This is a genomic window from Chryseobacterium mulctrae (assembly GCF_006175945.1).
GTDB lineage: Bacteria > Bacteroidota > Bacteroidia > Flavobacteriales > Weeksellaceae > Chryseobacterium > Chryseobacterium mulctrae.
Window position 1 is genome coordinate 382883 of sequence record NZ_VAJL01000001.1, and the last position, 26345, is coordinate 409227.

Here is a 26345-nt window from a genome sequence, read left to right on the forward strand (position 1 = left end):
GCATTGAATCTCTCGCAGCCCGACCTGAGTGGAGCTCTTTTTGCGAGGAGGTACGACGAGCAAAAAAGCGGGAACGGAGGGCGGAAAAAGCTGTCCAAATCAATTTAATGATCTTAGTTCAACCGATTGCGCAAATTCAATTATTTCGTAGAAGCCTGTTTTAGTAACCACTTTACCCATTCTTCAGTCCCCTGATAATTCGTGAAATCTGCGGGTAGTTTTTTGCCGTCGATATATTCGTTGTAGCACCACGGGTCGCCCAATGCGAAAACGATTCCTTTGCCAATCTTTGCGATGGCTGCGATATTTTTGCCTTCTGCAGACAGCAATTCTTTCGCCGGACTTTTCACGGAAACTGTCGCCACTTCCTTCATATATAATTTCTGTTCGGAGAAAATTTCGTTTCCTTTCGGAACCATCACTTTTCCTTGCTCAAATTCTCTTTTCTGAACTCGGTTGTAACTGTCTTCATTGAAATGAATTCCGAATTTATTAGCCAGTTTATTGAAATTTTCAAACTCGGAATTTCCTTTGTCATTGCTCAATAAAACCAGAACACCTCCTTTTTCAACCCATTTCACGAGGTTTTTAATTGATTTGGCATCGACTAGATTGGCTTTTCCACCATAAGCTTCTTTGTCTATATCCGCATCAACGATGATGTAGACATTGGCATTTTTTAAGTCATTTTTTGATGGAGCGGTCGTCAAAGTGCTGATTTCTGCGCCTTGTTTTTGGAAGATTTCTCCTAACAGAGAAAACCCTCCGTTGGTGGTATTATTCCACGTGTAATGCCAAGACTCTAAGACTTTTGTTTCTTTGTTTTCTCTTTTCTCATTGTTGAAAAAGTTATCTAAAACAACTTTCGGTTTCTGTTGAGCATTGGCAAAACCGACGGTCAGCAAAGTTCCTACAACGAATGATCTTATGATATTTTCAGTCATAATTAATTTTTATTTTGAATAATGAATTGGAATTAATTGAATGTCACCATCCAAACCGGAAGGCTGAACTTTCCAATTCGATGCATCAAAAGCTTTATAATCAATATTCACAAAATTAATTTCGTGATAATTTCTCCATTGAATTTTATTTTGATCCATAAATCGAATTCGGTTCGCCATCAGATTAGATACTTCAATTTGAATGGTATTTTTCCCTTTTTTCAGATATTTTCCAATGTTGATTTCAAAAGGATTGCTCCAGACAATTCCGGCATCGTTTCCATTGACAATCACTGTTGCACTTTCGTAGAGTTTATCAAACTTTAAAAGATAATCGTCAGCTTTATTTTTCTTCAAATTGAAAGTCGTAGTGTAAACTCCAGTTCCCGAAAAGCTTTGCGTTTGATCATCTTCTATAAAATTTGTCCATGGTTGAAGTTTTTCAATTGATCTTGACTTCGGAAGTTCAGGTCCACCTTCTTTGAAACTTAGTTGCCAAGCTTGATTTAAAACAATAGGCGCATCCGTTTTCTCAGTATATTTCCATTTTGAAATTGAATTATCCGGAATTTCTGAAGCTTTTATAATTAAAGATTCTCCTGATTTTAGCTGAACTTTCACCGAATTGTTCTCAGTTTCAGCGATTCCAAAATCACCATTTTCAGGGTTCATCAAAGCAACTTGTTTTCCAACAAAATTCAGTGAAATGTCTTGATTGATTTCCTTTGATGTGTGATTGACAATGTAATAATATTTTCCACCATCGAACTTTCTTCTGACGAACTTCAATCCTGTATCTGTTAGTTTTTCTCTTTCGATTTTTAAAAATTCTAAACCTTTTTCCACATAGGAAGTCAAGATAATTTTTCCTTTTCCGAATGTTGCTGATTTAAAATTTCCATTTTGCTGAAAAGGAATTGATTTCCACAAAGAATTTAATTCAGTTTTTCTTTTTTCTGCTTCAAAATATCCCGGAATATTTTTCGGTTCATTCTGAAATATGATAGATGCACCGTTTTGAGCTAAATTTAAAATATTTTTTAAGGTAGATTCTGGCAAATAATCCAATTGAGGAATGATTAAAACTTTGTACGAACCGCCTTCCTTTGAAACCTGAATATTTTGGTTATCCAGCTTCGCCTCACTAATCATTTTGTCGGAAACCATATCTAGAGAATAGCCGGATTTGCCCAATTTATCAAGGTTTTTATAAAACTCAGTGGGTTGTAACCACTTTTCAATATTGTGAATTTTAAAAGCAAAATCTTTCCCTTTCGGACTAGCCCACTGGTCGTAAACCGGCCAGTAAATCAACAGTTCATTATCTGATTTTCCGCTTTGCAACACACTTTGCGTGCGTGCAACATAAGAATTGAGTCCACTCAACTGTGGCCACAAACTGTTCTCAGGCACAAAATTGGTCGATGCATAAAACAGCCATCCTGGAAACTTTATATCTGCCGGCGTGTAAGTTGTTCCGTGATAAAAAACGTGATTGATTCCTGATAAAAAAACCTGCTCCACTTCAGGTTTTGCCTGTGACCACGAGGTTTTAAAATGCTCCGTCAGCCAGGTAAAAGTCTCATTCGAAATCAGTTTTTTGCCCATTACATTGGCTGCCGAAGAAGAAAACTTCAACATATTAATATCGGGAACATCCGATTTTTGAATGTCCGCGCTGTCTCTTTTCAAACCTAAAATATCAAACGGCGTACTTCCAAATGTTTCAGATTCAGGAATATCGACCGCTGCGTATAAATCCAGCAGATTCCCTGGGGAACCGTGTGCCTGATTGGTATTTATGGAGTTTTTGGAATGTGCCCAATTTGTAAAATCTTTGGTGAAACGATTTAAAATCAAGTCGCTCAAAGTTTCCCTGTAATCAGATTTTATTCTTGCTGCGATTTCGTTTTCCTCATTGCCCACCAAATATTTGATGTACGGACTTAAATCATAACCCCGTCTTTTTTGAAATTCCGATTTAAAATCAGGCGTCCAGTCGGCGTTGTAAACTTCATAACTGTCGTTGAAAAAAGAACGAATTCCATAATTTGAATTTCCAAAAGCTTTATCGAAAGTTTTAAGATAATCTTTTGTCGCATTGGGCGAAAAATGGTCTAATGTATACCCTTCGCCACCCGGCGCGGCGCGTTTTACCTTCTGTAAAGTTTTACCAATAAAAACGGCGTAGATTGTCCACTTTCCTGATGTCGGTTTCCAGTTTAAAGTTCCGTCAGCATTGATTTTATCGGTTAAAACGAAAGCTTCATTTTTTTCATTATAAGCGGTTACAATATCTAATTTTAAGGTTTTTAAATTCTTCTGCTTTTCGTCTTTCAGAACAATTTTTTCTGAGAATTTTTCATTCGGTTGAATCTCGTAAGTCTGAACAATCATTTTGGTCGCCGCATCATTTTCACTGACTTGCGGTCCGCCAATTGGCCAACCTGTTCCGACCGACATATCGACGCCCATATTCAGGCTTTTTGCTTTGGTGGTCGTGAATTGCAACATTTTCATCCATTCCGGAGAAAGGTAATTGATGTAAGTGTTTTCGAAACCTTTTGCACCGTAAATCGGAACAATTTCAACGCCTCCGAAACCAGCTTTATTTAAAGTGGTCAGTTGTTTGTCTAATCCATTTTCGTCAACAGCGCTTCCCATCCACCACCAACGGGTCCAAGGTTTTGCGGTCTCGGTAACTGTTGGCCACGGATTCTGTGCGGAGAGATTTCCGATGGCAAAACAGAGAAGACTTATACTGACAATATTTTTAATTTTCATTACTTAACATTTTAATTTAGCCGTACTTAAATTAACCACAAAAGTCACAAAAGATTTTGGACACATTAGTTATTTTAAGTGAGTGATTCGGTTTTTTAGAAGAACACATTAGTTTTGAAAATCAAAGATTTTCTTCTATGGCTGAATCACGATGTCGCCCTTTCAGGGCTTGCTCACATTCTTATTCATCTTATCATTGGGCTTCACCCAATGCTGTTTGACAACGTCCTTTCAGGACTTTACGCATTCATATAAATTATTTCCCCCGAACTGTCTCCCATATCTGATCCATCTTTTAAAGAAATTTTGCTTCCTTTAGAGTCGGGGGCAAACAAATTCCTTTTTTTGAATCACACTTACTATTTAATTTCCATCAGGCTTTAAAGATTCCATAAAAACAGATTCCGGCCAATGGAATTTTTCGACATCATCGGGTTTATTTGGGTTAAAACTTTTATAATTTTCTGAAATATATTTCTTTAAAGGTAAATTTTGGTCGACGATAGATTTCACAACACATTTTGCCAATTCGTAAGCTCCATACGTGTTAAAATGTGTATCATCAGCCAAAGCCGTCGGTTGGTTAGGATAAGAATTTGCAGGATAATGCACGAATGCTTTCTTTGCTTCTTCCGGTCCCATCACTTCGAACAAGGTTTTGCTTAATGCATTCAAATCAATTAAATCAATCTTTTCTTCCTTCGCAATTTCCCGCATCGCCTCCGGAAAATCATCCAGTGTATTAATAATTTTATTATTTTCGTCAAAAGCTCTGCGGTTCATTGAAGTCACCAAAACCGGAATTGCGCCCAATTCTTTGGCCTTCAAAATCCATTCATTCAGTCGTTTTCTGTAACCGGATTTCGTGCTGTTGCCCGCTTTTTGGTCGTTGTGCCCAAACTGGATGAAAAGATAATCGCCTTTCTTTATTTTATTCCAGATTTTATTGATTCGATGGCGGTCTTCAAAGGCTTTTAAAGTCTCACCGCTTTCAGCATAATTGGCAATCACGACTTCATTTGGAACAAAAAAATACGGCAACATCTGTCCCCACGACGCCCAAGGTTCGTACTGCGCATCCACAACCGTTGAATCGCCAGTTAAATAAATAGTTTTCGCCGTTTTGTTGGGTTGAATGATAACTGAGCAAACTTTCGGTGCTTTATCATTAAATTCAATCGTCAACAGATTGTCCCAATGCAGATATTTTCTTTCTCTCGGTTTTAATTTTACAATTCCGATTTGAGTTCCATTTTGATTTCGTATGATGCTATCTTTTACGTGAACTGTAATTTGTTTTTCTACAACTTCGCCTTGTTTTGTTCTCACATCATTCAACATCAATCGGCGGTTTTCTATACGGACTGTGGTTTCAGAACTTCCTCTAGTATCGCCAAGATTTAGTTTGATATCATAATTTCCTTCAGGAATTGCCACAGAAAAATAGAAAGGTTTGTCGCTCGTGATAAAATCTCCCGTCAAAGTATTTCCGCCGTTGTCAACAGATTTTAAACCGGAAATATCCATAAAACCATAACCTATTTTCTTGTCAAATTTTGAAGTTGGATTAATTGGAATGAAACCTTTTTCCACTCTGTTTCCGCCAAAATCAAATTTGAAAGTGGTTTGCTGCCCAAAATATAATGAACAGATAAATACTATTAAAAAAGAGAAACCGTTTTTCATTATTAATCCGTTAAAATATTTTCTTTTGGCATTGTAAACTGCTTATTTTCATCGCCCAAATCAGGTAATCCAAAATAGAAATACAATGTTCTTTTAAACTTTCCATTCAAGTGATTCAATTCACTTTCAGGCCCTAAAGTTTCGGTTTTATCGTTAATATTAAACGCCAAAACAGTTCCTAAAGGAGGGATTGCATCTAAAAATGAGATATTTCCGCTTGGCAGTTTCGGATAATCTTCCGCTCCGTAAATTCCATAAAAATCAAAAAGTCTGACGAACATTTTTTCTTCTTTTGTTCCGATTGTTATTTTTCCTTCTGCTGTATCTAATTGCAACCAAGAAACCTCATCAAAATATCCTTTGAATTCAGGATAAATCCACGGAGATTGTCCGGTTCTTGTTGAGTTTTTTAAGTTTTGCCAAACATTAAAAGTTTGTCCCTGAGTTCTGTTTTTCCAAACGTGATAAGGTCCTTTTCCGAGCCATTTTGCATTGATTACATAATTTTCAGGATAGTCAAAACTTATCCCTGCAAATTGATAATCTCCAGACAAAGAATATTCATAGTTTAATTCTAAAATTCTGTTATGATTCAGTTTCCAAATGATTTTATTCCCGTTTTTATAATTGACTTCAATCAGTTGATTTTGTCCTTCTGCAAAAGATTTCATGGATGATAATTCCATTGTTTCATTGACGAAAAAAGGACCATTTTTAAAGGTCATTTTTTTGCCTTTTTTATCCACAATTACTGATTTTAAAAGTCCATCTTTTTTTCCGATGGCAAATTCCTTTTCGTCTGATTTTAAAATAAATAATGAATCATTTTCTATAATCGAAACAGGAAATTCTTTGATTAAAAATTTTGAAAGCTGTTTTGAAATTTCATCATTAGAGGTAATTTTCCAAGTCCAGGTATAAATTTCTTTTCCAAATTTGTCTATTGCAGTTAATAATAAACCTTCACTTTCTTTCCAGTTTTGAGGAAGATTTAGTTTAATATTTCCTTTTGCTGTTGGTTTAATATTCGGAGATTCTGCTTTTCCAATTTTAACCAAATCAAATCCTGATTCTAAAGAAAATGGTGTTTTAAACTTAACTAATTTCCACTCAAACTGACATTCATTTAAATTCGTAAAATGGTAACGGTTTTCGATAGGAATAATTCCATTAAAATCATTCGGAAGTGTTTTCAAATCAATTTTCACCGGACTGTAAATTTCTCGAATCGCATAAAAACTTCCCTCTTTTTCACGATGAGGTCCCACAACTCCGTCGGGAGCGTTGATGGCGTTCACATCAATCTGATTGTTAAAATCGGTTCGTACCAAACCTTCATCCGCAAAAGCCCAAAGAAAACCACCCGCTCCTTTTTTTGAATTCCAGTGAAGTTCCCAATAATCGGCTAAAGAAGTTCCGCCACCGCCGTCGTCTTGAGCGTGCAAAAACTCAGTCGGCATATAAATATTTTCACCTTCAAGAATTTTTTGTGTGCTGTAATAATCTTCGTAATGGTTGCAGTCGATTCCGTTGAAAGCGTTTCCAGGTTTGTGATGCGCGTGAATTACAGGACGGTTTGACAAGTCATATTTTGCAAATTCGGTATCCAAATCAAAATTATGTCCACCTTCATTTCCGTTGCTCCAGAAAATAATGGAAGGATGGTTTGCGTCTCTTATAACCATTTCTTTCACCAGCTTTTTTCCAACTTCTGTGCTGTATTTTTTTTGCCAACCTGCTAATTCATCCAAAACATATAGACCGAGAGAATCGCAAATTTTTAAAAACGATTTGTTCGGCGGATAATGAGCGCAACGAACGGCATTCATATTCATTTCTTTGATGAGCTGAACATCCATTAAATCGATATTTTCATTGACTGCTCTACCCGTTTCAGGCCACCAAACGTGACGGTTGATGCCTTTCATTTTAATCTTCGTTCCGTTGATAAAAATTCCGTCGCCTTTTCGGACTTCTATGGTTCTGAAACCGAATTTTTCTTCGGACTGAAAGATTGTTTTTCTGTTTTTATTTAAAGTGAATTTTGCTTTGTATAAATTCGGTGTTTCAGCCGTCCACAATTTTGGATTTTTAATGGAAAATTGAATTTGTTTTAAAGTGTCTCCTTTTTTTATTTGAACCTGAGATTCTGCAACCAAATTATTTTTAACATCAAATAATTTAACTTGTAAATTGTTCGCAGAATTGATTCCTTTTAAATGAATATTTGAACGAAAAGTTCCGTCTGCTTTTGCATCAATCGCTGTCCAGGAAATATGTTCTTTTGAAGTGGCTTCTAAATAAACAGGTCTGAAAATCCCGCCTAAAACCCAATAATCAGCAAGACGTTCCGCGTTGTTGACCGATTTATCAGCGGACATTTTGGAAACTTTGACTTCCAAAATATTTTCTTTGCCGAAATTTAATTTATCGGAAATATCATATTTAAATTCATAAAATGCGCCTTGATGAATAGCTCCGGCTGATTTCCCGTTGATCTTCACTTCGGTATCGGTCATTGAGCCTTCGAAAACAATGTTGATGGTTTTTCCTTTCCAGGAATTTGGAATCGAAAATTGGTGTTTGTACAAACCTATTTCATCATTGAATTTAAAATTTTTGCCGTAGGTTACATAATCTCGTCCGTAATTGTATGAACCAAAACCTTGCTGTTCCCATTGAGAAGGAACCTGAATTTTATCCCAGCTTCCTGATTTTCGTCCACCGTTTATCCAAAAATCCCATTCTTTGGTATGCTCAGAATCTTTCCCGCTCAGGAATTGAATTTCCTTAGATTGAGAATGCAATAATTGAGAGCATAAACATAAAAGAACGAATATTTTGGAAAAACAACTCATTTTGCAGCAATATCGGAATCGTCTTTTTTATCGTAAGATTGCGTAAGAGAAGCAACTTGCTCCACCTTAATATTTTTTTGTTTTAAGTTTTGAATATTATTCAGGTTTTGCATTTCAGGTTTTAAGGCTTTGATTTTGAAATTTTCAAAAGTAAAATCTTTCAAATCAAACAAATCTGATTTTTCAATTGAGAATGCTGTTTCGCAACTTAAATCGATGTTTTTGATGGTAATATTATTAGCCAATCCTTTTCTCGGTCTTTCTTCGCCTTTCAAATCAAAAAACTGGTTCCAGCCTTTTACATAAATAAAGGTTTTTACATTTCCTTTAATGTTGTCAACCGTCAGATATTCGTAATGTTGAGGCGTGTCGGGACGCATTTTTAAGTGTAATAACCTTGAAGCATTTTTCACTTTAGAATTACGAAGAATCACGTTGTAATTGTGAATCGATTCGCTTCCGCAAGTCAAAACAGAATGACAGAAGCCAAAAGTATTGTCTTCAATAAGAATATTTCTGTTTTCTCCATTATTAGGGTCTTTATCGGCTTTCGGACCTTTTCCTCCTTTTAATGCAATCGCATCATCGTTGACTGACATATAGCAATTTTTAATCAAGAAATTCGTGCACGCATCAATATCAACCGCATCTGTACTGGGTGCTTTTACAGGTTCTTTCGGAGCAAGAATTGTTAGATTTAATAATTTAACAAAATGTGATTTATAATAATGGGTGCTCCAAAATGGTGAGTTTTTAATGGTAATTCCTTCAACCTGAACATTTTTTGAATTGGAAACGTAGATAATTCTTGGTCTCATTTCATCCATATTGGTGCATTTAGGATTCCATTCGCGTCTTTTCCAGAATGATTTCCAGTATCGAAGTCCGTTTCCATCCAAAGTTCCTTTTCCTGAAATGGTAAAACCATCCAATCCGTCTGCGTTGATTAAAGCTGGAAAATATTTTACAGTTTGCCCTTCCATTCTCGTTGTCACCACCGGAAAATCATTGATATCATCGCTTCCTTTTAATTTTGCTCCGTTTTCCAAATGTAAATGCGTTCCTTGTTTAAAGAAAAGTGAACTGATGAGAAATGTTCCTTTCGGTATGATAATTACTCCTCCGTTTTTTGAAGCTTCATCGATAATATTTTGAACCTGTTTTGTCTGAAGAATTGTACTGTCATTCTTCACTCCAAAATCTGTGATGATGTATTTCTTTCCTAATTTATTGATGTCAGTAGACTTGTTTTCTTTAAACCATTTCGGAATTACAGTTCCGTCGGGGAATTTGTCCTGACTTTTTAGTCCGGTTGAGCATAAAGCGAGAATCAAGAGAGACCCAATCAATTTGGATGTATTTGGAAATTTCATAATGTATTTATATTGCTGTATGATTTGATTCTTGTGAATAGCTGTTTAAAAAACACAAAAATCAGTAAAATAATTTTCAAATTGATTATCTGTAGATTATCCCAATACTTTATTTAACGCAAAGTTCGCAAAGATTTTTTTACAACTAACTGCTTTTAAAGTTCGCAAAGGCGTTTCACTCAGCAAAGAGTACAAAGGCATTTGAATAATGACATATTACAAATAATTAGAAAGAAAATTATTCTTTCATTTCATTTTCATAAAAATATACATTCCGAGACTTTACAGCATCCTGCTCTTTCATGTGGAGAATTTGAAAGAAATTTGATATACAGGAAACCAATATTATGATTTAAAAAAATAATTTTCTCGCTGATTAAGCTAATCACGCAGATTTTAAAAAGTTTAAGCAATTTTGAAAGTAAAAAAATTTACATCAATCAGCTAAATTTTTCAAACTTCTATTTAAACTTCTAACAGAAATCCCTAAATATGCTGCTAAATCTTCTTTGGAAAGCTGAATATCCTGTTTTGACTGAAGCTCAAAAAGTTTCCGCAAACTGTGTTCAACTGTATATAATTGCTGAAAAGAAGCCCGCTTTGAAGTATTCACAATGCGTTCTGCAAAAGCATCGACAAGCAAAGCATTGAGTTCTAAATTATTTTTTAAAAGTTCGCGAAAATAAGGAACCGACAACGCATACACCGAAACATCGGTCATTGCCTCGATATTGCATAAACAGGGAATATTTCTAATACATTCTATCTCACCAAGAATTTCGCCTTTTCCTAAAAACTCAAGAATAAATTCTTTATCGTTTTCTTCACTGAAATAGCATTTTACGATCCCCTCTTTCATCAGCATCACTTTGGATGATTTGTCATTCTGCATCAAAAGTCTTTCTCCTTTTGCAAACTGTTTCAAGATCACATCTTCTTTTCGCTCCTGTTTCTCGTAAAGTTTTGTAATAAAATCTAAAAAAGTCTGGTTTGTGCGTAACATATGTTTATTCGGGACAAATGTCCTTTCGGGATTTTTTATATAGGTTGAAATTTGCGGCAGAAAAATACACAATACTGCTGAGAAATAAAATTAGTGATTCTCATCAATTTTTAATATAAAATTTAATAAAATATGAAACAGCTTATTAAGCAAGAGGACTGGAAAAGAAAGGAACATTTTTTATTTTTTTCAAAATTTGAAGAACCTTTTTTTGGAGTAACCATTACGATTGACTGTACTTTAGCGTATCAACAAGCGAAGGCAAAAGGAAACTCTTTTTTTCTTTATTATCTGTACAGGTCTTTAAAAGCAGCAAATGCAATAGAAAACTTCCGTTATAGAATTATTGATAAAGAAGTGTATCTGTTTGATCAGATCAATGCTTCTGCAACCATCAACAGACCCGATGAAACCTTTGGTTTTTCTTATATGGATTATGATAAAAATGAAGAATTATTTAACCAAAATGCAAAAGAAGAAATTGCAAGAGTACAGCAATCTAAAGGCTTGATTCCTGCAGGTTCGGGAGAAAATATCATTCATTTTTCTGCGGTGCCGTGGTTTGATTTCACTTCACTTTCCCATGCAAGAAGTTTTACATTTCCCGACAGTTGTCCAAAAATCTCATTTGGTAAAGTAACCGAAAATAATGGTAAAAAATTGATGTCTGTCTCTATTCATGCCCATCACGGATTGATGGATGGTTTTCATATCGGATCATTTGCTGAAAAATTTCAGGAATTGATGAATGAAATATAGGTTCAAGAATCATAATTAAAAACACCGTCTGTGGAATTTGCAGACGGTGTTTTATTTAAATTAAATTTTTGAACAAAAATCAATGTCCGTGATCGCCAGAATTTGATAATTTAGCATTCACAAAAAAGGCACCTTTTGTAACCACAGATGCATCTGCAGGAATTTCGTTAACGGTAGTAATTGCCGTATATCCCATATCGGAAGAACCTTTTACAACTTCTATTTTTTCGAAATTGACTGTTTTAGATTCTTTTTGGTTTGCTTTCTTTTCGTGTGCGTGTTCACCTTTTTCTTCAGCGTGTTCTTCAGGTTTTTTATTTGTTTTAATAAAAATATAATATTTGCTGTCTGCTTCTACAATGGCTTCATTAGGAACTGCCGGTGTCGTACTTTTATCAAGACTTACAATTCCGGTGATATTCATTCCGTCGATTAATCCGGCTTTGTTTCCTGTGACAGAACAGTGTACAGAAATGGTTTTGCTTTCGTTTTCAAAAGATGAACCGATGCTGAATATTTTTGCATCGTACTCTGTTTCCGGATTATTAGTCAGTTTGAAATGAACAATTTGCCCGACTTTCATTTTTGGTAAATCTTTTTCAAAAACCTGTAAATCGAGATGCAGAGAACCATTATCAATCACATCAGCAACAGGTGATGAGATATCAACGTAACTTCCTATCTGCGCAGAAATATTACTCACCGTTCCGCTAATTGGTGATGTGATGACCAAACCTGAACGTAAATTACCATTATTCACATTTGCAGGGTTGATTCCCATAATCTGAAGCTGTCTTTGTAAAGATGATTTTTGAGTTCTTAAAGTTTTCAGCTCAGCATCAGAACTTTGCAGGTTTTTCTTTGCACCGGCATCATTATCAAACAGTTCTTTTTGTCTTCTGTATTCCTGTTCAGCAAACGCAATTCTGCTTTTTACCGTGAGATACTGTTCTTGCAGCTGGATATATTCAGGATTACTTATCGATGCGATGACCTGCCCTTTTTTTACAAAATCCCCAATCTGAACATTCAAAGTCTTTATAATTCCGCCATACATCGAAGTGATGGTCGCCTTATTATTGTTTGGAACCCGTAATGTTCCATTTGCTTTAATCTTGGAAGTCAATTCTTTTAATTCAATTTTCCCTAAAGTAACACCCACGCTTTTTATTTGCTCATCGGTAAGACTTGCAATCGTTTGAGGAGCTTCTTCGCCGTGTTCTTCGGTTTGTTCCGTCTTAATTTCTCCTTCAGGTTCTGCAGTTGTTTCTTTTTTTCCGCAGCTTACGAGGAAAATAAAAGTAAGGATGATATAGATGATATTTCGTTTCATTTTATTTGTTGATTAAAGAATTAATGATGATTACAGACTGATTGACCTGTTGTATAGACTCCAGATATTTCAGCTGAATATTAGTGGCGGTTTGCAAAGCAAATAAATATTCAACATAAGAGATTTCTCCGGTTTTATAACCAAGTTTTCCTGCCTTAACGATTTTTTCGGCATTGGGTAAAGCCTGGTCAACGTAATATTGATATTGCTGAATGTCTTGCTGATATTGGTTTAATGCATTTTCCAACTGAGCGGTCAATTGTTTTTGCTGTTGTTTGGCATTCGATTCTGCTATTTGTTTTTGATATTCCAAAGACTGAATTCGTGCTTTGGTCGCTCCAAAAGTCAACGGAATTGCAACTCCGATACTTGCAACACTGAAGCGGTTTCCTGCATCATAATATTTTTCCTGACCATTCAACGTATGAAAACCTATAATCGACTGATTGGTATAGCCTAAAGTAAATTCAGGCAAACCTTGTGACTTTTCAACATTTTTATTCTTATCGGCAATTTCCATTTCCTGATAAAAAGCTTTTACAGTCGGATGATTGGCAATAGCTGTGCTGTCCAGAACATATTCTGCTTTCAAAGGTTCATAATTTTTATTGAAAGAAATCTGAATATCATCATCTGTATTCAGAAGGGTTTTCAGGTTTTTGTAGGCATTATTAAGATAGATTTTATTCTGATTTAATAATAAATTGATTTCCCCTTTCTGGGTTTCAGCTGTACTTATTTCTATTTTTTTGATGTCACCTGCATTAAATCTTACGGTTGCAATCCTGATAAAATCCTGATAAAGACTATCCAGTTTCAACAGTTTATTTTGATTATAATGCAGATATTCAATTTGATAAAAATACGTTCTTACTTGTTTCGCCAATTCATTAACCGTAATTTCTTTATTGATTTGTTTTCCTTTTATTTCCTGTGCAATGAGTTCTTTTCTCGCTTTAAATAAAGTAGGAAAAGGAATACTTTGCGAAATGGAAAACGACTGGTCAAATTTCGGACTGTTGTATTGCCCCAATTGTGCATTGAAGCTCATTTTCGGAAGTTCATTTGCCGTTGGTTTCAGGCTTTCAGAAACTTTAACATCTAAGTCTTTAGATTTTATTGAATAGTTATTATTCAGCGCTATTTCTGTTGCCTCTTCTACTGACAGAGTTTTTGTCGTTTGAGCGGTCATTGTTTGTCCAAATAATAAAAAACCTAAAATAATAACCGTCGTTAAAGGCTTTATTTTGATATTCTTTATTTTGAATTTTGTACTGAAAATAATGTAAAGCATTGGTAAAACGAATAAAGTAAGGAAAGTTGCCGTTATCAATCCGCCAATCACAACGGTTGCTAAAGGTTTCTGAACTTCTGCTCCTGCTCCTGTGGAAATCGCCATCGGAAGAAATCCTAAAGACGCAACTGCTGCCGTCATCAAAACCGGACGAAGCCTTGTTTTAGTTCCTTCAAAAACACGCTTCATAATATCGGTTTCGCCATCTTTTTCTAATTGATTGAAAGTTCCAATCAAAACAATTCCGTTTAAAACAGCAACTCCAAACAAAGCAATAAAACCAATTCCTGCACTGATACTGAACGGCATATCCCGAATAATCAATGCGAAAACGCCACCAATCGCACTCATCGGAATCGCTGTAAAAATCAGGGCGGCTTGCTTTAAAGATTTAAATGTAAAATAAAGCAGCATAAAAATTAATAAAAGAGAAACCGGAACAGCAATCATTAATCGTTTACTTGCAGCCTGCAAATTTTCGAATTGTCCGCCATAAGTAAAGTAATACCCCGAAGGAAGCTTTACTTTATCATCCAGTTTTGCCTGAATATCTTTCACCACACTTTCCACATCTCGGTTTTTCACATTAAAACCGATTACAATTCTACGTTTTCCTTCTTCACGACTTATCTGCGCAGGACCGAGTTTGTAACTGATATTAGCAACCTGCGAAAGCGGAATCTGATTTCCTGAATTGGTGGAAATCATCAGATTATTCACATCATCAATATTGGTTCTGTGAAGGCTGTCTAAACGAACAACTAAATCAAAACGTCTTTCATTTTCAAAAACCAGACCTGCGCTTTTACCAGCAAAAGCCGTACTTAATGTGTTATTCACGTCTTCAATATTCAATCCGTAGTTCGCCATTCTTGTTCTGTCGTATTCTACGTTGATTTGTGGAAGTCCACTAACGCGTTCAATCTGTGGTTGTGTGACACCATCCACCGATTGAATTACATTATTGACCTTATTCGCATAAATCGCAAGAGAATCTAGGTTTTCACCAAAAATTTTCACCGCAACATCCTGACGAATTCCGGTCATCAATTCATTGAAACGCATTTGTATCGGTTGATTTTTCTCAAAGAAAACACCGGGAATATTTTCCAGTTTTTCAGAGATTTCGTCTGCCAATTCATCATAAGATTTTTTTGTTTTCCATTCTTTTTGTGGTTTCAAAACAATAATCATATCCGTTGCTTCCGGCGGCATCGGGTCGGTAGGAACTTCGGCGGAACCTGTTTTTCCTACAACCATTTTCACTTCATCAAACTGCTTTATAATTCTTGATGCCTGCATCGATGTTTCTACACTTTGCGTAAGCGAACTTCCCTGTGGCAAAATACAGTGAAATGCAAAATCTCCTTCCTGCAATTGTGGGATAAACTCACCTCCCATTCTGCTGAATATCAAAATACTGACCGCAAATAATGCGACTGTAGCCGAAACTAAAACATATTTTAAACGAAGTGCTTTCTGTAATAAAGGCTGATAAATATTCTGCAACCTGCGCATCATCTTATCTGAAAAATTGTCTTTTGTGGAAGGTTTTTTAGATAAAAATAAGGCACTCATCATCGGGATGTAAGTCAATGATAAAATCAAAGCTCCTAAAATTGCAAAACCTACTGTTTTAGCCATCGGTGTAAACATTTTACCTTCTACTCCAACCAAAGTTAAGATAGGAATATAAACGATGAGAATAATGATTTCACCAAACGCTGCGCTGTTTCTGATTTTTGAAGCAGAAAGAAAAACTTCTTCATCCATTTCAGCTTGCGTTAATTTCTGAGTCGATTTTCTGAGTCCTAAATGATGAAGGGTAGCTTCTACAATGATGACTGCACCGTCTACAATCAGCCCAAAGTCGATAGCTCCAAGGCTCATCAGGTTTGCACTTACGCCAAAAACATTCATCATTACCAATGCAAAAAGCAATGCTAATGGAATTGCAGAAGCAACGATTAATCCGGCTCTGAAATTTCCAAGAAATAGCACAAGAACAAAAATGACAATCAATGCACCTTCTATCAGGTTTTTTTCGACAGTATTGATGGCTCTTCCCACCAAATCTGTTCTGTCTAAAAATGGTTCGATAACGACATCTTTGGGTAAAGATTTTTGAATTGTCGGAATTTTTTCTTTTACCAAATTCACCACTTCATTACTGTTGGCTCCTTTAAGCATCATTACAATACCGCCTACTGCGTCAACTTTTCCGTCGAACGTCATTGCTCCATAACGTACTGCGCTTCCCAATCTTACATCGGCAACATCTTTTATAAAAATCGGAACACTCCCTGTGTTGTTCTTTACCGCAATGTTTTTTATATCTTCCAAAGAAGTTACAACCCCAATTCCACGGATGAAATAGGCATTCGGTTTTTTATCGATATAAGCTCCTCCTGTATTCTGATTGTTTTTCTCTAATGAAGTGAAAATATCAGTCACACTTACGCCCATCGCTTTCAGTCGGTTAGGGTCAATAGCTACTTCATATTGCTTCAACTCACCGCCAAAACTATTGACTTCTGCAATTCCCGGTGTGCCATTAAGCTGTCTTCTTACAATCCAGTCCTGCATTGTTCGCAGTTCTTGAGAAGAATATTTGTTTTCACTTCCCTTTTTAGGATGCAGAATATATTGGTAAACCTCACCCAAACCGGTACTTACAGGAGCCAATTCAGGAGTTTCGATGCCTTTTGGAATTTCTTCTGCAGCTTCTTTTAATTTTTCACTGATAAGTTGTCGCGCAAAATACACATCAACATCTTCTTTGAAAACAACGGTTATTACAGATAATCCAAATCTGGAAATACTTCTCGTTTCCTCGATATCCGGAATGTTGGCAATGCTTTGTTCAATGGGTAAAGTAACCAGCTGCTCTACTTCCTGACCTGCAAGCGTAGGACAAACCGTGATTATTTGCACCTGATTATTGGTAATATCGGGTACAGCATCAATCGGTAATCTGGTTGCGCTCCACACGCCCCAAATTATCAACAACAAAGTCATTATCCCAACGACAATCTTGTTTTTGATGCTAAATTTTATGATTTTATCTAACATAGAATTTTATTTAATTTTTATTGATCTGCAATCTCTTTCTTGCATCAAATAATTGATGCATTCCTGAAATGCAAAAATGACTAAGAATACCCTGCAATCATATTACAAAGTTTTCCTAAAGGTTTTGATGAAAGAATTCTTTCATCTGATCGTTAAAAATTAAATTTTGGGAGGTTGCCAAATATGGTCATAAACCTGATAGGCAATGTTGTTTCTATGAAAAAGAATTTTCTTTGAAAAATAGGCTTTTACCTGTAAAGGAACGTCTAAAAAAGGTTCCATTTTAAATGCAGTTACTGTAATCTGGCAACAGCTGCAAAAGCAGAAAGGAGAACAGCCATCATCTATATTATGAGAATGAGAATTCTCAGTATTGAGTGAAATTTGGGTATGATTATCTTTTACAGATTTAGCTTTGACATCACTGCACGGCATAATCAGCAGTGCAATGAAATAAATTGTCAATATAAATCTTAAAAGTTTCACTTAGCAAAAATAGAAAAATAGTTTATATAAGCTAAAGTTTTTTATTACTTTACTTTTAGGAATTCTCTAAATAAAAATGAATTTATATTACAAACCGAAATTATGGATTTATCCTTGTTAACTTTCTTTTCTTATAGCTTCTTCTTGTAGCTATAACTTGAGACTTTCTAGAATAACATCAGACCAATAATATCAACTGAATTAAAATGGTCATCCTGCTACACTGTCCAATGACCGAACACCCAATCCACCAAGTATAATCATATTCTTTCAATACCCTTAAAAGAGATAAGATTAAAGATTTCTTATTTATCATGGTGAGAAGAGTTCGGACATGACTTCAAAAATTACAGAATTTATGGATAACTCTGTTTTTTACAATTAGTTATCAATAAGATATTTATATCGATTCATAAAATTCGTACTGAAGATCAGCTTCTGTAATCTGTCTATTGACTGCATTGTAAGCATCCGGCTCCTGCGTTTCTGCAAGTATTTTAGAATCCTGAATCAGCTTTCCTTCCGTATCATACATTTTTACGATAACCCATTTTCCACTTCGCTCCAGTTCTTTTACCCCGGATTCGGATTTGCATTTAAGTTTTCCGCTTTCAAGGAAGCCGTCTTTTACAACCGCTTTATTGGCGGGTTTTCCTTTAGCATACTGTATGATCTGTGCAGTGAAACCATCACCCTGCTGCTCTACCGGATGGGTGTAGGTATACGCAACAGCTCCCTTCTCATCATAAATAGTAGAATTGTATACCGTTTGATCTGCATTGATTTTTGTTTCCGTTTTTAATGTTTCGTCCAGTCTTAACGACTTAGAATATACTAAAACGCCGTCTTTATAATGCTGTTCAATCAATCCTTCGTACAGCGTACCGTTATAAGGCATATCATCTTTATACGTCACGGTTCCTTTGGATTTTCCGTCCGGATAATAGTATCTGATCTCCTGGGTCAGCTCATCTTTTAACACCTGCTCGGAAGATAATTTCCCATTTTCATCGAAATATTTATTCAGGACCGCTGAACCGTTTTGATAAACATTCACAGCCGTGAATGCGGAAAACTCATAATTAAACTGATACTCTTCCCCGTCCTGCGGCATGTAATAGTCTATTTCTTTATTATAGACGTAGGTAAGACTGCCAATCTGCTTACCTGTTTTGTCATATGTTTTCTGATAGCCGCCTTTTTTATTTTTCTTTTCTTCCTGCAAAATTCCTCCTTCCGGAGTATAGATGGTGCTTTCTGTGACCTTTCCGTCTTTATTTTGCTTTTCTATTTTGGAGACCTTCATCGGATCCTGATAATACTCTACGGTCATCTTATCGCTGGAATCGCCGGAGCGATTCGTGCCGATATATTTTCCTTTTTCGCCATAATATTTAGTCTCATACAGTTCATTACCATCACTTACGATCTCATAGCGAATTCCTTTGATATCTTCATCATACACCACCGATTTGAAGCTTTCAGGAGTTTCATACGTTGTTATACTATTATGATAAGACATTTCATCCGGATTTTTATAGGTGTGTATTTTGCCTGTAAAAGTACCGTCCGCTCTATACACCACATCTTCCAGAGGTCTTCCCTGCTCATCAAAAGTTTTAGCGGGTCCAATTTGCTTCCCCGCGGAGTAGGTTCCTGTACTCAAGACTTTACCTTCTGCATTGTACCAGGTAATTTTACCTTCATACACCTCACTGCCCGGCGTAGCATCCGAAACAAGACCTTCCATCTGAAGGGTTCCGTTTTTATAAAAGTCTCTGATTAAAGTAAGCTTGCCTTTGTTTTCCGTTTCACGGTAAAATTCCATTTTAGCCTGAGTGGTTTTTTCCCAGTTCTCATCAAAATAAATTTTTTCCTGTGCATTTACGTGGATGCTTATGATCAGGGCGAAAACCGCTGACGTAAATAATTTTTTCATGTGTTTAAAGATTTAAGCAGATACAAAAGCCATACAGAACAGCTTTGATCATAATTTGCATCATTGTGTTTTTTGTACTGAAATGACTGAAACAAAGATCTGCAAAATCGCAATCGCAGAAAATCCCTGCTTTCAGCTAATTTGTGTTATTATAGTTTCGAAATAATAAGTGCAACAGGGAAAAGTATGCACGCGCATTACAGATCTTATTTTAAAAAATGAGGTCTCAAATCCTATGAAATTGAGATATAATCGTGGTTTTAGCAATCAAACTGAATGGCAATTTCAGCTGCTTTTTTAATGAGCTTTCCTTTTTTTGCCTGAGAAGAAAGGTATAAGATCACCCGGTCTTCTTCATAATCTCTGTTGGCACCAAAAATAAAGTCAGGTTTTCCATCCCGGTCAATATCTCCTATGAAAAGAAGTTCTACAAAAGTATCATTAAAGGATTCTTCTTCTAAAAATAAGTTTTCCGGAGCATCATTGGCTGACAGGTAAAGCTTATAATCTTTTACATTCTGATAGAGTTCCTCCCCTTCATCCGTGTGTACTTTTTCGGATGAAAGTACTTTTCCTTCCGCACGCAATGTGTACTCTTCATTTCCAAAGTGAAATTTTAATTTTTCTTTTGGCCAGATTTTATTTTTCTCAATCTTAACAGTTTTTACTTCACCCATTGTCAATCGTGAATTCCCAATCAGTACAATGGTATTGTTTTTAGAATTAATAATCCTGGTAGAATCTCCTGAACATTCGGAATATCCTCTTGTAATGGCATAATCAGCTTTACCTACATAATATTTCCCGTTTTTCTGGTACAAATCCAGCCAATTATTAGTGAGTTCATTTACTTCATTTTCCTTTCCCAGACCGCGGTATTCTTTAGGTAAAAGAATTTTAACATGTTCAGTGGTTTCTTCAGTCGGATTCAGTTCCTGATCTGCTGGTTTGTTATCGGATTGAACTTCCTTCTGATGCTGTAATGATTTTTTTGGTGCGTCCTGTGCCTTATCTTTACAGGAAGTGATCACTGCGAAGGATAGAAAAATTAAAATGGTTTTCTTCATTGTTTTGCTCTTTTGGATTCTATCCATACAAAAGACAAAGATGTGAAAAAAATATCATTGTACAACATCCCTGTTTTCAGCCAGTTTATTCGAATCCCGTATTGAAAATAAATTAAAAAACGGTTTTCCTGTAAATTCTGACTTAGCAGAACTCAACAATAGCCATGTGTGTTACATGGCTATTGCTAATTTTTGTTTTTTGAAGCGTTTTTACCCCTTGCTGATCATTTTTTTTTTCAAAAATACATTATTGAAATAAAGAGTAATTAGCTTTTAATTCATTTACTTATATGCAAAAACAGTTTTGTAATAATTCAATTTTTCTTTACGTTTCTTAAATCCATTACCATCTCCATAAGTTACTGTAAGTCTACCAATATTTATAAGGTCACTTATTCCATCTAGATCATCTTTGTCAGCAAAATTACTTAAACCTCTACGATTCCAAAAATCGATCGCAGCTATCATTGCGTTTGCCTCTTCTTTTAGTAAATCTGGATTTGAAACGAAATCTATTCCTGTTCTGGCTTTTAAGGTTTTCATTTCATCTGCCCCAGTATGTTGCATATATCCTCCACCTCTATTTTTATATCCATCACCGCTTGCTTCATTACCATTTCCCATTCGGTTAGCATAAACATAATTTGCCATCTTAATGGAATTCTTCAGATATGAATTCACAAATACATCTGTCTTTCCTTTGAATGGCGTTTTAAATGTTGCTCTTGCATTTTCAATAGTTGTGTAATAAAGACTTTCTCTTTTAGGAATCAAGTTAGATTCATGATCTAATTGAGCAAAAAAGTGAGCAAGTCTAATCGGAGTATTAATTCCTTTTTTATCCAACAACGATTTGTATTTTTTTGATAGTTCGAATGCTGTCATTTTTTAAAATATTTATAGATGAAAAAGATGAAGATTAAAAAAAAGATAACGATTGTAATGACAATCCAGGTTCCGGCTTGAGGACCATTCGCTTTTATTGTTTTTGTTTCTTCAAAAACTGCAGAATCAGCTTCTTTTGTTTTTTCCTTTGAAACAGTATTATGAGCCAAATCCTGAATAATATTGGTAAATTTTTCTTTTCTGACCTCCGATTTTTTATTGTCAACCTTTGTATAATGATTGTTGATCGAGTATTCTGCATTTCCAATGATCGAAATGCTTTGAATGGTGTCTTTTCCAACTACATTATGAAAAACAAAAGGATTGGATAGATCAGATTTTCCTGTAATCAATATTTCCCCGGATGTTTCGTTTTTCTTTTCTTTTAACAATGCATCAACAGAGGTATTTTGAGCGGATTGTATATTTTTTACATTAACAGAATCTACTTTTACTTGTTCCGTTTCTTTTTTGTTTGTTTGATAAGTCGTTGTCATTTTATGTTTACTTCGGCAACACAATATGAGGCCACTGAATAAAATCAGCAGCAGAATTTTTGCTTTCATAAGCTTTATTTTTTTGAAATTATTAGATCAGGAAGCTAGAAGAGAGGACTTATTGTGTTTATAAAAAACAAATTTTCCCTGCTTTTTATTTTTTTAAGAATAATGACTTCATTCAATTTATTAAAATCTCTGCAAATTATAGACTAAAACCATCCAACCTCGATCTTCCAGCTTCCAGCTTATTTTACGTAAATATTTTATCTTCTTTAACGTATTCTTTTTTGATACTTTCTAAAAGCATCTCTACGCTTACTTTGTAATCAGGAGCTTTGGATGCGATCGTTTTTAAACTCACATCTTGTATGATGTTCATAATATTAGAACCGGTAAGTTCGTACCGTTTAGCAATTTGGTTCAAATTGATCTCTTCAAGCTGTAACTGTTGTGGTAAATTTTGTTGCCAGATACGCAAACGCTCTTCATGTTTTGGATTATTAAATTTAATACAGCTATGAAAACGTCGCGTAAAAGCTTTATCCATATTATTTTTAAAGTTGGATGCCAAAATAATAAGCCCTGAAAACGTTTCTATTCGCTGTAACAAATAAGAAACCTCCTGGTTCGCATATTTATCATGAGCATCTTTTACAGAAGTTCGTTTTCCGAAAATAGCATCTGCTTCATCAAAAAACAGTATCCAGTTTTTATTTTCTGCTTTATCGAATAATTTAGCCAATTGTTTTTCAGTTTCTCCGATATATTTTGAGACCAACATAGAAACATCAACCCTGAAAACAGGACGCTCCGTATATTTTCCTAAAAGGCTCGCTGCAAGAGTTTTTCCGGTTCCCGGTTCTCCGTAAAATAACACTCTGAAACCCGGTTTGAGTTTTTTCTGCATGTTCCAATCTTCCATCAAGATTTGGCTGCTGTTGTACCAGTCTTCAATAGTTTGAAGTTCGTTTAACGTGATTTGAGGAAGTATTAAATCATTCCATGATCTATCGGTGTGTAATAATTCTGCCGGGAAATCGTTGCTCATTTTTGGCAATAATTCTACTCCGAATATTAAAGTATTAAAAGCTTCCTGATGAACACTTAACTGGCTATTCATTGGTGCATGCTCATGAGCTGAACTTGAAAATGCAATAAGTTCTTCTTTAATTAAAACCGATTTTGGACTGAAATAATCCAGCACTTTCAATCGTTCTGAAATATTTTCTCCCCCCAAAATATATTGAACAGCCTGAATGGTAGGATTAAAAAGTCTGCCATTATCACTGCTCGAACAATAATCAAACAGCGTACTATTTGGAAATTCTAAAAATATGCGTTTCAGCAATGACGGATCTAATCGTGGTAATAAAGCCATTAAAAGAATCACAACTTCCTGGTGTGTAAGCGCTTTCGCTGAAATATAATCTCCTAATTGAAAGCCTTCATGGTCGTTAGCTTTAAATTCGGGAGCTCCGGTATTAAAATCTTCTGAAGCATTGTTGATACGCCATGTAATAACCTCTTCTAAATGAATAAATAATTTTTGTATTTGTTCTGGTTTCATTGGTTTTTTAGTCTTTTTAATTTTTTAAAATTCAAAATTTACTCTTCTTCATCTCTTTAAATAAATTCTTTATCTTAGCTCTTTTAATTTGTTGATTAATCCTATTTTGACCTTTTTAATTTTTAAAAACATTTACTAATTAGCCACTAAAAGTAAATGCAATTCATATTAGAAAGTCTTACCTAAACTGCCGAAGCAGTCTTTTTAGAAAGTCTTTCACTTACTGGAATTCCTACTTTTTAAAGAATAAATCTTCCGTTTTCACGAAATCATTCTTTACTCTTGAAAGAAAATAACAGATCTTAAAACCAAATCCATTATTCTGCCTCCTGGATGAAATTCTGGTGATCGTGCATCAGAAAATTCCAATATTTCAAGAGCAAAAGGCTTCCCTTTATAGAGCATCTTACTTAATTGAGGTATTTTTATTGATGTTTCCACATTATTTGTGGTTTTCTTCAATAAACCTCAACCGAAAAGTTGCCCACCTATTAATAAAAATAACTTTTGTAACATCTCATTTTTCATTGGTTTTTTGTTTTTATTTTTGATAAACAAAATTTACTCTTCTTTGATTTGTGAATAAAAATAAACTTCACTTGAAAAGTATTTCACATTCCAGACTCTTACCTAAAATGCCAAAACATTTGTTTTGAAAATCTTATGCGATTGAGATTATATTTTTTTATGAATTAATGATATAATTGATTGAATCATTCTCGTCTCGTCCCAGAATAATTTTTATATCAACGGGTTGCGATCTCAATTTTGTTCCATTAACATCAATTTCTAAAAGCATCTGAATAAGAGAAAATGGTTTTCTATGATGTGATGAATATTTAAACGAACCAGATCTGGTAAATGTTCCTGATGGAGAAAACTCTTTGTAATCTGCATTTGGTTTGAAATAATTAATAGGATTAAGGTCTATAACCATTTCATTAGACGTTACAGGATATTCAGATTGTCTGCCCCAAGATTCTGCATCCAAAGGAAGCTCCTGATAGAATCCTGCGCTTTTTTCATAACCGCTTTTAAGTGTTTTTTGTTGTTTGTAACGTTTTATGATAATCTTAGGTTGATATTTATCTAGATCTAATTCAGTTAATAATTTTACGTTTAAACATTTATAAACAACATTTCTACTTAAAACATGTACATATTTATCTATTTGTTTTGGTTCTTTTTCTTCTAGATCTTCGATGTTTATATGTCCTCTGCCTGATTTTTCGATATCTTCAGATATATAGAAATGATAGAATTTTTTCTTACTATTTCCCGACGCTTTTACATCCAATCCGAAATTAAATTCATTTAAGTGCACATAATTATCGATGAATCTGCTAAATTGAGTTTGTGTGGGATATTTACCTGTTTCAAAATAGGTTTTCAGCTCCTCTCTTTGCGTGAATTTATTTTTTTCTCCCATGACATTTTAAGTTTTTTTATGATTTATGTTTTTAATATGCTTGTTTTCCGGAGCTAATTTTCTTTATGATTTAAAGTTCAAAATTCATCTTTTTTCTATTCTTATGAAAGTTTTTCGCCCTCGCTATCCTGTAGTTGCAGTAACTCCTATTTATTTAATAATCAAACAATTACCCACACAAATTCCAACACTGAAAAATTCATGTTTTTTTTATTTTTGCGCAAGTTTTTCACCCTGTAAAATTAGTAGTTGCAGTACCTTAGAAAACTTATAGAAATGAAGATATCTATCTCAAATTAGAATATTATATTTAGTCATTCATGTTTATAAAAAATTAAGGCTCAGATTATAAAATCCGAGCCTTAATTTTTTTAATAGATATCCTCAAATGGGATAATATTATTTTTAATCTAATTTAAAGAAGAAAAAAGTCACCGCTGCCCATTCTTTTTTAATTCCTCTTGCATAGCCAATCGTACTGTGACTGCTGTTTTCTACCGTTCCATCATCTTTGATATAACCTATTGTTGAGCGACTGCTGTTTTCTACTGTTCCATCTTTTTTAACGTAACCTACCGTAGAACGGCTTTTGTTTTCGATGATACCATCGCCTTTGATATAACCGATCGTACTTCGGCTTTTATTTTCAATTGTGCCGTCATTTTTAATGTAACCAACAGTAGAATGGCTGCTGTTTTCAATCGTACCACCACTTTTGATATAACCTGTAGTACTGCGACTTCCCGATTCTATAGTTTGCGCATTTACAATGGAAAGACTGAACAAAAGTGAACAAATGAATAGTGTTTTTTTCATGGTTTTTAAATTTAATAAGGTGTATTTAAATCCTTGATATCATGTATAAAGATAATGAGTTTTATTGAATACAGTTTACAATAGCAAAACTTATTAAATATAATCTTTTAGAATTGTGGAACTTATATTTATGACTCATCAATTATGTTTTATATAGATAATTTTTTTGAGAAGGTGAAAATGAAAAGCCACACGAAAGGATTTGTATGGCAATGTGGGTATATTTCTTCTGCATGATTTCCATATTTCCAAAACTGATAGTTCTTATTTCTACTATGGGTTTCTGTAGCTTTTTTAAATAAATCAAGCATCCACTCTCTTCTACTTTCAGGTTCTGTTTGTACTGCATCTAAAATATTTTTGCTCGTGAATTTTTTATATAGCCTTCTTTCATTTAGTATTGTTTTTTTGCTCAAAGTAGGGAGACTCTCAGAAACGGGATAAATTTAAGAAAGTTTGTTTAGGCTTGATATTGCTCAAAGTCAGGAGACTTTGCGCAGCGGGGGAACCGTCCATACAAATTCTTTCATAATTTCTTCTACCAATGAGG

At 34.8% G+C, this 26345-nt stretch carries 18 protein-coding genes; 1 reads left to right on the forward strand and 17 read right to left on the reverse strand.

Annotation, left to right across the window (positions count from 1 at the left end):
* Positions 1-140: 140 nt before the first annotated feature.
* From FDY99_RS01615 to FDY99_RS01640, 6 genes are all read right to left on the reverse strand, one after another.
* On the reverse strand, positions 141-944 hold the full coding sequence (locus tag FDY99_RS01615) for a DUF4350 domain-containing protein (RefSeq protein WP_139418810.1): 804 nt from the start codon (positions 942-944) through the stop codon (positions 141-143).
* Positions 945-953: 9 nt separating this feature from the next.
* Positions 954-3728, reverse strand: a complete 2775-nt coding sequence (locus FDY99_RS01620) for a glycosyl hydrolase (RefSeq protein ID WP_139418811.1) — start codon at positions 3726-3728, stop codon at positions 954-956.
* A 363-nt stretch (positions 3729-4091) separates the two neighbouring features.
* Positions 4092-5414: a rhamnogalacturonan acetylesterase gene (locus FDY99_RS01625; protein ID WP_139418812.1), complete on the reverse strand. Its 1323-nt coding sequence runs from the start codon at positions 5412-5414 to the stop codon at positions 4092-4094.
* A gap of 2 nt (positions 5415-5416) precedes the next feature.
* On the reverse strand, positions 5417-8272 hold the full coding sequence (locus tag FDY99_RS01630; RefSeq protein ID WP_139418813.1) for a glycoside hydrolase family 2 protein: 2856 nt from the start codon (positions 8270-8272) through the stop codon (positions 5417-5419).
* Entirely contained in the window at positions 8269-9645 is a 1377-nt protein-coding gene (locus FDY99_RS01635) for a rhamnogalacturonidase (RefSeq protein ID WP_139418814.1), read from the reverse strand. Before FDY99_RS01635 ends, FDY99_RS01630 begins: the two co-directional genes overlap by 4 nt.
* A 436-nt stretch (positions 9646-10081) precedes the next feature.
* On the reverse strand, positions 10082-10648 hold the full coding sequence (locus FDY99_RS01640) for a Crp/Fnr family transcriptional regulator (protein WP_139418815.1): 567 nt from the start codon (positions 10646-10648) through the stop codon (positions 10082-10084).
* Between the two features lie 132 nt (positions 10649-10780).
* On the opposite strand from FDY99_RS01640, the gene FDY99_RS01645 reads away from it, so the two are divergent.
* A complete protein-coding gene (locus FDY99_RS01645) occupies positions 10781-11407 on the forward strand; it encodes a chloramphenicol acetyltransferase (RefSeq protein ID WP_139418816.1) in 627 nt (208 codons plus the stop codon).
* A 79-nt stretch (positions 11408-11486) separates the two neighbouring features.
* Here the strand turns inward: FDY99_RS01645 and FDY99_RS01650 are convergent, their stop codons facing one another.
* From FDY99_RS01650 to FDY99_RS23605, 11 genes are all read right to left on the reverse strand, one after another.
* Positions 11487-12740, reverse strand: coding sequence for an efflux RND transporter periplasmic adaptor subunit (locus tag FDY99_RS01650; RefSeq protein ID WP_139418817.1), 1254 nt, complete (start codon positions 12738-12740; stop codon positions 11487-11489).
* A gap of 1 nt (position 12741) precedes the next feature.
* Positions 12742-17106 carry a CusA/CzcA family heavy metal efflux RND transporter gene (locus FDY99_RS01655; protein WP_139418818.1) on the reverse strand — a complete coding sequence of 1455 codons (4365 nt, stop codon included), beginning with the start codon at positions 17104-17106 and terminating at the stop codon, positions 12742-12744.
* Between the two features lie 159 nt (positions 17107-17265).
* The gene (locus tag FDY99_RS01660) at positions 17266-17592 is read right to left on the reverse strand and encodes a DUF6660 family protein (protein WP_139418819.1); all 327 of its coding nucleotides are present in this window, start codon (positions 17590-17592) and stop codon (positions 17266-17268) included.
* A 400-nt stretch (positions 17593-17992) separates the two neighbouring features.
* Positions 17993-19531, reverse strand: coding sequence for a membrane-binding protein (locus FDY99_RS01665; RefSeq protein ID WP_139418820.1), 1539 nt, complete (start codon positions 19529-19531; stop codon positions 17993-17995).
* A 260-nt stretch (positions 19532-19791) separates the two neighbouring features.
* A complete protein-coding gene (locus FDY99_RS01670) occupies positions 19792-20598 on the reverse strand; it encodes a hypothetical protein (RefSeq protein WP_139418821.1) in 807 nt (268 codons plus the stop codon).
* A 282-nt stretch (positions 20599-20880) separates the two neighbouring features.
* Entirely contained in the window at positions 20881-21483 is a 603-nt protein-coding gene (locus tag FDY99_RS01675; RefSeq protein ID WP_139418822.1) for a glycoside hydrolase family 19 protein, read from the reverse strand.
* The gene (locus FDY99_RS01680; RefSeq protein WP_228448719.1) at positions 21480-21980 is read right to left on the reverse strand and encodes a hypothetical protein; all 501 of its coding nucleotides are present in this window, start codon (positions 21978-21980) and stop codon (positions 21480-21482) included. Before FDY99_RS01680 ends, FDY99_RS01675 begins: the two co-directional genes overlap by 4 nt.
* A gap of 253 nt (positions 21981-22233) precedes the next feature.
* A complete protein-coding gene (locus tag FDY99_RS01685) occupies positions 22234-23550 on the reverse strand; it encodes an ATP-binding protein (RefSeq protein ID WP_139418824.1) in 1317 nt (438 codons plus the stop codon).
* Positions 23551-24235: 685 nt separating this feature from the next.
* Positions 24236-24979 carry a hypothetical protein gene (locus FDY99_RS01690; RefSeq protein WP_139418825.1) on the reverse strand — a complete coding sequence of 248 codons (744 nt, stop codon included), beginning with the start codon at positions 24977-24979 and terminating at the stop codon, positions 24236-24238.
* 405 nt (positions 24980-25384) lie between these two features.
* Positions 25385-25795 carry a 5-fold beta-flower protein gene (locus FDY99_RS01695; protein WP_139418826.1) on the reverse strand — a complete coding sequence of 137 codons (411 nt, stop codon included), beginning with the start codon at positions 25793-25795 and terminating at the stop codon, positions 25385-25387.
* 142 nt (positions 25796-25937) lie between these two features.
* Positions 25938-26144, reverse strand: a complete 207-nt coding sequence (locus FDY99_RS23605) for a hypothetical protein (protein ID WP_162304128.1) — start codon at positions 26142-26144, stop codon at positions 25938-25940.
* Positions 26145-26345 lie beyond the last annotated feature (201 nt).

Bases quoted from the DNA above. Each gene is read 5' to 3' on its own strand.
- FDY99_RS01615 (WP_139418810.1), bottom strand. From the start codon at position 944: ATGACTGAAAATATCATAAGATCATTCGTTGTAGGAACTTTGCTGACC.
- FDY99_RS01620 (WP_139418811.1), bottom strand. From the start codon at position 3,728: ATGAAAATTAAAAATATTGTCAGTATAAGTCTTCTCTGTTTTGCCATC.
- FDY99_RS01625 (WP_139418812.1), bottom strand. From the start codon at position 5,414: ATGAAAAACGGTTTCTCTTTTTTAATAGTATTTATCTGTTCATTATAT.
- FDY99_RS01630 (WP_139418813.1), bottom strand. From the start codon at position 8,272: ATGAGTTGTTTTTCCAAAATATTCGTTCTTTTATGTTTATGCTCTCAA.
- FDY99_RS01635 (WP_139418814.1), bottom strand. From the start codon at position 9,645: ATGAAATTTCCAAATACATCCAAATTGATTGGGTCTCTCTTGATTCTC.
- FDY99_RS01640 (WP_139418815.1), bottom strand. From the start codon at position 10,648: ATGTTACGCACAAACCAGACTTTTTTAGATTTTATTACAAAACTTTAC.
- FDY99_RS01645 (WP_139418816.1), top strand. From the start codon at position 10,781: ATGAAACAGCTTATTAAGCAAGAGGACTGGAAAAGAAAGGAACATTTT.
- FDY99_RS01650 (WP_139418817.1), bottom strand. From the start codon at position 12,740: ATGAAACGAAATATCATCTATATCATCCTTACTTTTATTTTCCTCGTA.
- FDY99_RS01655 (WP_139418818.1), bottom strand. From the start codon at position 17,106: ATGTTAGATAAAATCATAAAATTTAGCATCAAAAACAAGATTGTCGTT.
- FDY99_RS01665 (WP_139418820.1), bottom strand. From the start codon at position 19,531: ATGAAAAAATTATTTACGTCAGCGGTTTTCGCCCTGATCATAAGCATC.
- FDY99_RS01670 (WP_139418821.1), bottom strand. From the start codon at position 20,598: ATGAAGAAAACCATTTTAATTTTTCTATCCTTCGCAGTGATCACTTCC.
- FDY99_RS01675 (WP_139418822.1), bottom strand. From the start codon at position 21,483: ATGACAGCATTCGAACTATCAAAAAAATACAAATCGTTGTTGGATAAA.
- FDY99_RS01680 (WP_228448719.1), bottom strand. From the start codon at position 21,980: ATGACAACGACTTATCAAACAAACAAAAAAGAAACGGAACAAGTAAAA.
- FDY99_RS01685 (WP_139418824.1), bottom strand. From the start codon at position 23,550: ATGAAACCAGAACAAATACAAAAATTATTTATTCATTTAGAAGAGGTT.
- FDY99_RS01690 (WP_139418825.1), bottom strand. From the start codon at position 24,979: ATGGGAGAAAAAAATAAATTCACGCAAAGAGAGGAGCTGAAAACCTAT.
- FDY99_RS01695 (WP_139418826.1), bottom strand. From the start codon at position 25,795: ATGAAAAAAACACTATTCATTTGTTCACTTTTGTTCAGTCTTTCCATT.
- FDY99_RS23605 (WP_162304128.1), bottom strand. From the start codon at position 26,144: ATGCAGTACAAACAGAACCTGAAAGTAGAAGAGAGTGGATGCTTGATT.